Here is a 6,622-nt window from a genome sequence, read left to right as displayed (position 1 = left end):
CCTCCCCCCCCGACGGCTCACCCCCCGGTGTGGGCGAGGATCTCCGTCGCCAGGCGGTCCTCCATGGCCACGGGCAGGGTGTGCCCCATGCCGTCGAGCATGACCAGGCGGGCACCGGGGACGGCGGCGGCGGTGGCCTCGGCGTGGGGCGGGGGGAACATCGGGTCGCACGTGCCGTGCAGGACCAGCGTGGGCGCGACGACCGAGGCCAGGTCGGCCGTGGTGTACGCGTCCCCGGCGGCCCCGGCCAGGGTGTGGTTCAGGGCGGCTGCGACGTCCTCGGCCCGCCGGTGGACCCGTTCCTCCATCGCGCGGTACTCCCCCTCGTCGAAGGGGAGGTCGGGACCGTGCAGCACGCGCCACATCGGCAGCCGGGCGGCGAGGTAGTCCTCCAGGCCCGCGCCCGGCTCCGGGAAGGAGGTCATGAGGGCGGCCAGCAACTCGGCCGACGGGGGCGGCAGCCGGTCGGGCAGGGGGGCGAGGCCGGCCATGGCCCGCTGGACCGCGCCGGCGGTGTCCGTACCCAGCGGCTGGGAGGAAAGGCTCGTCAGGGTCAGCACCCGGTGCGGATCGGTGAGGGCCAGCCGCTGGGCGATGATCCCGCCGAGGGAGGCACCGACCAGATGGGCCCGCTCCACGGCGAACGCGTCCAGGACGGCGAGGGCGTCGGAGGCGAGGTCGGCGACGGTGTACGGGTGGGCGGCGAAGTCCACCCGGGAGGAGCGGCCGGTGTCGCGGTGGTCGTAGCGGATGACGTGGCGGCCGCCCTCGACCAGGCGCCGCACGAGGCCGTCGTTCCACTGCACGCCCTGGGCCTGCGCGCCCATCACCAGCAGCACCGTCGGGTCCTGCGGCGCCCCGAAGTCCTCCGCCCAGAGCGTGAGTCCGCCGGCATCGATCATCTTCTCGTTATTTTCCTGCATGGTTGTTCAGGTTAATGGCTGGGGCTTGCCCCCACCAGCGATTTGTGGCGTCCAGCGGCCGGTTGGACGTGGCCGGTTGCCGGCGGGCACCCTGAACCCCATGGCAGGAGTCAAGGGTCAGGTGCAGAAGCGGGGTGTCGAACGCCGCCGGGCGATGGTCGACGCAGCGATCGAGCTCTTCGCCCAGCAGGGCGTACGCGGCACCGGTGTGGCCGCGGTCGCCGCGCGGGCCGGCGTCACCCCGTCGGCACTGATCCATCACTTCGGCAGCAAGGACGCACTGGTCCGGGCCGTGCTGGAGGAGGCCGACCGGCGGGCCCTCGAACGCCTTTCCGTCACCGCGGACGCCGAGCCCACGCTGCGGCAGGCGATCGACTGGTTCGTACGGGACGCCGAGCACACCGCGGCCGCCGAACGGGAACTGGCCGCCCTGCACACGGCCCTGACCGCCGAGAACCTGGACCCCGGTGCGGCCCTGCACGGGTGGTTCCGGGACCGGGGGCGGGCGCTGCGGGCGCACCTGGTCTCGCTCTTCACGCGCGCCGAGGCGGACGGCACCGCGCGGCCCGGCCTCGACGCGCAGACCCTGGCCGCCGAGGTCGCTGCCTTCCTGGAGGGAGCCCATCTGCTCTGGCTGCTCGACCCCGAGCGGATCGACCTGGTCGCCCTCCACCGCAGCTACTTCGACGGCCTGACCGCCCGGCTGGCGCGGCCCTGACCCTGGCCCTGGCCCTGGCCCTGGCCCTTCATGCTCGTCGGCGTTCCGGTCGGGGTGAACGGGTGGGGGAAGGTGAAGGCGTGCGGGGCGGGGCCGTGGGCGTGGAGGTGTTCCAGCCGGGACACGCCGTCCTGCCAGGTGGGGGTCACGTCGTCGGGGACCCACCAGAACGCGTACTCCGGGTGTGCCGTTCTCTCGAACCAGTCGTACCGCCTGTTGAGCGCTTCGCGGTGCGGGCCGGTGTAGATGGCGTCGAAGGCGGGGCGGAGGCCGGTCCACAGGGAGAGGGTCGTGGCCAGGGCGAGGGTGTCCGCCGTGCGGCCCTTGGTGTACCAGGACGGTACGGCGAACGCGCCCCAGGCGCCCCAGTCCAGGTCGAAGTGGCTGCCCCGGTCGGCGTCCGGGGCTTCGGCATGGGCGAGGTAGCCGGGGTGCCGGCTGATCTGCCGGTAGACGGGCTCGCTGCGGTCGTGGAGTTCGTGGGTGAGCGGGGCGGGATCGGCGAGAGGTGACGTCAGGACGCCGAAGGTGTACAGCGCAAGGCGCGGCATGCGTCTCTTCCTGGTTGCTCGGCTCGAAGGAGCCCTGATCGGCGGCCGTGGCGGGCGCCGGGGACCAGGTGAAGGTAGCTGCCTCCGCGGGTGTTGTCGACGTTGCGTTTTCGCTGGTCACGTGCCCTCCCCCGCGTGTGGGTGAGCCGCTTCGGGCATCCCCCGCAGCCCCCTTGCTGACCGGGCCTCATCTCCCCCGCCGGAGGTGGCCCGTTAGGATCCGGGCATGCCGCTGACCATGGATGACGTCGATCGGTTCGAGGCTGCGCGGGGGCGGCTGGAGGCCATCGCCTACCGGCTGCTGGGGTCGGCCGGTGAGGCCGAGGACGCCGTGCAGGAGACGTATCTGCGCTGGCAGGCGGCCGATGTGGGGCGGATCGAGGTGCCCGAGGCCTGGTTGACCAAGGTGCTGACCAACCTCTGCCTCAACCAGCTCACTTCGGCCCGGGCCCGGCGCGAGACCTACGTGGGGCAGTGGCTGCCCGAGCCGCTGCTGGACGGGGATCCGATGCTGGGGCCGGCCGAGACCGCCGAGCAGCGCGACTCGGTCTCGTACGCCGTGCTCGTGCTCCTGGAGCGGCTGTCGCCCGGGGAGCGGGCGGTGTACGTGCTGCGGGAGGCGTTCGGCCACACGCACCGGGAGATCGCGGAGATCCTCGACATCAGCGAGGCCGGCAGCCAGCAGACCTACCACCGGGCCAAGAAGCACATCGCGGACGGGCGGGCGCGGGCCGAGATCGACCGGGCCACCGCGCGCCGGGTGGTGGAGGAGTTCCTCGCCGCCGCCACCAGCGGGCAGACCGAGCCGCTGGTACGGCTGCTCACGGGCGATGCCATCGCGATCGGCGACGGCGGCGGGAAGGTGCCGGCCCGGGCCAAGGCCTTCGAGGGCGCGGTGGCGGTCGCGAAGTTCATGCGGGGGCTGTTCAAGCCCGGCCCCGCCAAGCGGGCCCTGCTCGGGGGCTCGGCCGCGGTGCACGTGGCCTCCGTCAACGGCGAGCCCGCCGTGGTGGCGGTCGTGGACGGGCGGGTCGTCGGCATCACCTGCCTGGAGATCACCCCCGAGGGGATCGCCGCGTTCCGTAGCCAGGTCAACCCCGACAAGCTCGCCCGGGCCACCGAGGTGTGGGCCGCGGGCGGGGATCGCGGGGAGCCCCTCTTCCACGCCTTCTGAGTCCTGCGTTCTGTCCGCTTCTGCGCCCTGCACGCCGCGGTGTGACGTGGTTCACACCGGAGGGTGTCAGGGAATCGGGGGCTGTCCGGTTCAAGAGGCAGAACCGCGCAGACAGGAGCAGGGACATGCAGAACGGCACGCAGCACCGCATCGTCGTCCTCGGTGGCGGGTACACCGGGGCCATCGCGGCCGGCCGCCTCGCCAAGCGGCTGCACCGGGACGACGTGGCCATCACCCTCGTCAACGCCGAGCCCGACTTCGTCGAGCGCGTCCGGCTGCACCAGCTCGCCGTCGGGCAGGAGCTGCGGCCCCGCCCGTTCGACGAGATGTTCGCGGGCAGCGGGGTGGAGCTGAGGATCGGGAAGGTCACCGGGGTCGACGTGGAGGACCGGAGCGTGGCGGTGGTCTCCGCGGACGGGGTCGCCGAGGAACTGGCCTACGACACGCTGGTGTACGCCCTCGGCAGCGGCTGGGACCACCAGGGCGTGCCCGGGGTGGCCGAGCACGCCCACCAGATCGCGAGCCGGGCCGGGGCGCTGCGGCTGCGCGAGCGGCTGGCCGGGCTCGGGGCCGGGGAGCCCGTGGTGGTCGTCGGCGGCGGGCTGACCGGGCTGGAGGCCGCGACCGAGATCGCCGAGGCACGGCCGGACCTGGACGTGGCGCTCGTCGCGCGCGGCGGCCTCGGTGACTGGCTCTCGGCCAAGGGCCGGGCGCACCTGTCGAAGGTCCTCGCCGGGCTCGGCGTCACCGTGCACGAGCGGACGGACGTCACGGGGGTGGAGGACGGTCGTGTGGTCACCCGCGGCGGTGGCCTGCCGGCCGCGGTCACCGTGTGGACCACCGGGTTCGCGGTGCACCCGATCGCCCGGGCGAGCGCGCTGGAGGTCTCGGAGACGGGGCAGATCGTGGTGGACGCGACCATGCGCTCGGTCTCGCACCCGGACGTGTACGCCGTCGGGGACGCGGCGCTGGCGATGGGCCCGGGGAACAAGCCGCTGCGGATGTCGTGCGCCTCGGGCACCCCCGCCGCGTGGCAGGCGGCGGACGCCATCGCGGCGCGGCTGACCGGGGGGAAGCTGCCGAACATGCCGATCCGCTACTTCAACCAGTGCATCTCGCTGGGCCGCAAGGAAGGCCTGATCCAGTACGTGACCGCCGACGACCGTGCCGTCGGCGCGGCCCTGACGGGGCGGACGGCCGCCGTCTACAAGGAGCTGATCTGCAAGGGTGCGGCCTGGGGCGTCGCCCACCCGGGCTTCGGTGTGCTGGGCCGCGGGCGTCGCACCGTACGGGAGGCGGCCGGGGCGGGTGCGGGCGGCGTCGCGGTGAACGCGGCCTGAGCGCCTGCGTACGCCGGACGGGCGGCGTACTCCGACGGGTGTCGGGGTACGCCGCCCGTTCTTTGGGGGTGCGGTCGTGGTCGGGGGGCCGGGGTGCGGGAGGTGGCGGACCGCCGGGTCACGGCGGTCACTTCGGGTCGTCGTCGAACCTCGCGGTCGACCAGAAGTAGCCGAGCACCGCGAGACCCAGGCACCAGGCGAGGGCGAGCCAGCCGTTGGCGCCGATCTCGGTGCCGAGCAGCAGGCCGCGCAGGGTCTCGATGGCGGGCGTGAAGGGCTGGTACTGGGCGATGGGCTGGAACCAGCCCGGCATCGAGTGCAGCGGGACGAAGGCGCTGGACAGCAGCGGCAGCAGGATCAGGGGCATCGCGTTGTTGCTGGCGGCCTCGGCGTTGGGGCTGACCAGGCCCATGCCGACGGCGATCCAGGTGAGCGCCGTGGCGAAGAGCACCAGCAGTCCGAACGCGGCGAGCCATTCCACGACGGTGGCGTCGGTGGAGCGGAAGCCGATGGCCACGGCGACGGCGCCGACCAGGACCACGCTGGTGACCGACTGCAGCACGCTGCCGACGACGTGGCCGACGAGGACGGAGCCGCGGTGGATGGCCATCGTACGGAAGCGGGCGATGATGCCCTCGGTCATGTCGTTGGAGACGGAGACCGCGGTGCCGATCGTGGTGCTGCCGATGGTCATCAGCAGCAGGCCGGGCACGAGGTAGGCGATGTACGCCGAACGGTCGGGCGCGCCGCCGCCGAGGCCGGCGCTCATGGTGTCGCCGAAGATGTAGACGAAGAGCAGCAGCAGCATGATCGGCGTGAGCAGCAGGTTCAGCGTGAGCGACGGGTAGCGCCGGGCGTGCAGCAGGTTGCGGCGCAGCATCGTGGACGAGTCGCGGACGGCGAGGCGGACGGAGCTCATCGAACAGCCTCCTCGGGCTGGGCGGGGTGGGCGCCACCGTGCGGGCGGGCCTGCCCGTCGGTGCCGGTGAGGGCGAAGAAGACGTCGTCGAGGTCGGGGGTGTGGACGGTCACCTCGTCCGCCTCGACGCCCGCCCGGTCGAGCCGGCCGAGGACGGCGGACAGGGCGCGCTGGCTGCCGTCGCTGGGGACCTGCAGGGCGAGGGACGCGTCGTTGCGGACGGCGGCCGGCAGGGCCGAGACGGCGTCGTGGTAGGCGGCGGGGTCGGTGAAGCGCAGGCGTACGTGTCCGCCCGGGACCAGTCGCTTGAGCTGTTCGGCAGTGCCCTCGGCGGCGATCCTGCCGTCGTCGAGGACGGCGATGCGGTCGGCGAGCTGGTCGGCCTCCTCCAGGTACTGGGTGGTGAGGAAGACGGTGACACCGCCCTGGACCAGTTCGCGGACGATCTGCCACATGTCGTGCCGGGAGCGCGGGTCGAGGCCGGTGGTCGGTTCGTCGAGGAAGATGACCCGCGGGCCGCCGACCAGGGTCATGGCGATGTCGAGGCGGCGCTTCATGCCGCCGGAGTAGGTGGAGGCGGGCCGTCCCGCGGCGTCGGCGAGGCCGAAGCGCTCCAGGAGTTCGGCGGTGACCCGCCGGCCGTCGCGCCGGGAGAGGTGGTGCAGGTCCGCCATGAGGAGCATGTTCTCCTCGCCGGTGATCAGCCCGTCGACGGCGGAGAACTGCCCGGTGACACCGATCGCGGCGCGTACGGCCTGGGGGTCGGCGGCCAGGTCGTGGCCCGCGATCCGGGCCTGTCCGCCGTCGGCGGTGACGAGGGTGGACAGGATCTTGACGGTGGTGGTCTTGCCGGCGCCGTTGGGGCCGAGGAGGGAGAAGACCGTTCCTTCCGGGACGGAGAGGTCGATGCCAGCGAGGACGGTCTTGTCGCCGTAGGACTTGCGCAGGCCGTTCGCTGCGATGGCCGGGCGGGTCATGGGGGGTGCTCCTTCGGAGG

Annotated in this window: 7 protein-coding genes; 3 read left to right on the top strand and 4 right to left on the bottom strand. The window is 73.2% G+C overall.

Going from position 1 to position 6,622, the window contains the following annotated elements; translation table 11 throughout:
- Positions 1-17 precede the first annotated feature (17 nt).
- Complete coding sequence (locus EF918_RS30715) at positions 18-923, bottom strand: alpha/beta fold hydrolase (protein WP_260610818.1); 906 nt, start codon at positions 921-923, stop codon at positions 18-20.
- Between the two features lie 100 nt (positions 924-1,023).
- Between EF918_RS30715 and EF918_RS30710 the strand changes: the two genes are divergently transcribed.
- The gene (locus EF918_RS30710) at positions 1,024-1,641 is read left to right on the top strand and encodes a TetR/AcrR family transcriptional regulator (RefSeq protein WP_125652199.1); all 618 of its coding nucleotides are present in this window, start codon (positions 1,024-1,026) and stop codon (positions 1,639-1,641) included.
- Here EF918_RS30710 and EF918_RS30705 read toward each other — a convergent pair.
- Entirely contained in the window at positions 1,602-2,192 is a 591-nt protein-coding gene (locus EF918_RS30705) for a DUF3291 domain-containing protein (protein WP_125652198.1), read from the bottom strand. The genes EF918_RS30710 and EF918_RS30705 overlap by 40 nt on opposite strands.
- A 226-nt stretch (positions 2,193-2,418) precedes the next feature.
- Here EF918_RS30705 and sigJ point away from each other — a divergent pair, with 226 nt between their 5' ends.
- Together sigJ and EF918_RS30695 are read left to right on the top strand one after the other, a co-directional pair.
- Positions 2,419-3,366, top strand: a complete 948-nt coding sequence (gene sigJ, locus EF918_RS30700; protein WP_125652197.1) for an RNA polymerase sigma factor SigJ — start codon at positions 2,419-2,421, stop codon at positions 3,364-3,366.
- 125 nt (positions 3,367-3,491) lie between these two features.
- Positions 3,492-4,706: an NAD(P)/FAD-dependent oxidoreductase gene (locus tag EF918_RS30695; RefSeq protein WP_125652196.1), complete on the top strand. Its 1,215-nt coding sequence runs from the start codon at positions 3,492-3,494 to the stop codon at positions 4,704-4,706.
- 127 nt (positions 4,707-4,833) lie between these two features.
- Here the strand turns inward: EF918_RS30695 and EF918_RS30690 are convergent, their stop codons facing one another.
- Both EF918_RS30690 and EF918_RS30685 read right to left on the bottom strand, forming a co-directional pair.
- The gene (locus tag EF918_RS30690) at positions 4,834-5,625 is read right to left on the bottom strand and encodes an ABC transporter permease (protein ID WP_125652195.1); all 792 of its coding nucleotides are present in this window, start codon (positions 5,623-5,625) and stop codon (positions 4,834-4,836) included.
- The gene (locus EF918_RS30685) at positions 5,622-6,602 is read right to left on the bottom strand and encodes an ATP-binding cassette domain-containing protein (RefSeq protein ID WP_125652194.1); all 981 of its coding nucleotides are present in this window, start codon (positions 6,600-6,602) and stop codon (positions 5,622-5,624) included. Before EF918_RS30685 ends, EF918_RS30690 begins: the two co-directional genes overlap by 4 nt.
- Positions 6,603-6,622 lie beyond the last annotated feature (20 nt).

The sequence above is a fragment of the Streptomyces sp. WAC06614 genome, from assembly GCF_003949795.1.
In the GTDB taxonomy this organism is placed as follows: Bacteria; Actinomycetota; Actinomycetes; order Streptomycetales; family Streptomycetaceae; genus Streptomyces.
This window is presented reverse-complemented; position numbering and strand designations above follow the sequence as displayed.